This is a genomic window from Pseudomonas sp. 67(2021) (genome assembly GCF_017491835.1).
In the GTDB taxonomy this organism is placed as follows: domain Bacteria; phylum Pseudomonadota; class Gammaproteobacteria; order Pseudomonadales; family Pseudomonadaceae; genus Aquipseudomonas; species Aquipseudomonas atacamensis.
In genome coordinates this window covers 1-485 of sequence record NZ_JAFGYL010000078.1, presented here as the reverse complement: position 1 = coordinate 485, position 485 = coordinate 1, and the positions used below count along the sequence as shown (strand labels likewise).

Below are 485 nucleotides of genomic sequence, written 5' to 3'. Positions count from 1 at the left end.
ATGAAGCTCAATGCCACCGCAGAAATGCTGCCGGTGACGTGGCCCGAGTTCTCGAACATCCACCCGTTCGCGCCGGCCGACCAGACCGTCGGCTACCGCGAGATGATCGACCAGCTCGAGCAGATGCTGTGCGCCGCCACCGGCTACGCGGCCGTGAGCCTGCAGCCGAACGCAGGTTCGCAAGGTGAGTACGCCGGTCTGCTGATCATTCACGCCTACCACGCCAGCCGCGGTGAAGCGCACCGCAACGTGTGCCTGATCCCATCGTCGGCGCACGGTACGAACCCCGCATCGGCGCAGATGGCCGGCATGCAGGTCGTTGTCGTGGCGGGCGATGAGTGCGGCAACGTCGATCTGGCCGACCTGGAGAAGAAGGCGGCCGAGCACAGCAAGAACCTCGCGGCGATCATGATCACCTACCCGTCCACGCACGGCGTGTTCGAGGAAGGCGTGAAGCGCGTCTGCGAGATCGTGCACAGCCACGG

Annotated in this window: 1 pseudogene; it reads left to right on the top strand. The window is 65.6% G+C overall.

Annotation, left to right across the window (positions count from 1 at the left end):
• A pseudogene (locus J5M66_RS26590) lies at window positions 1-485 on the top strand (beta-eliminating lyase-related protein); the annotation flags it as partial.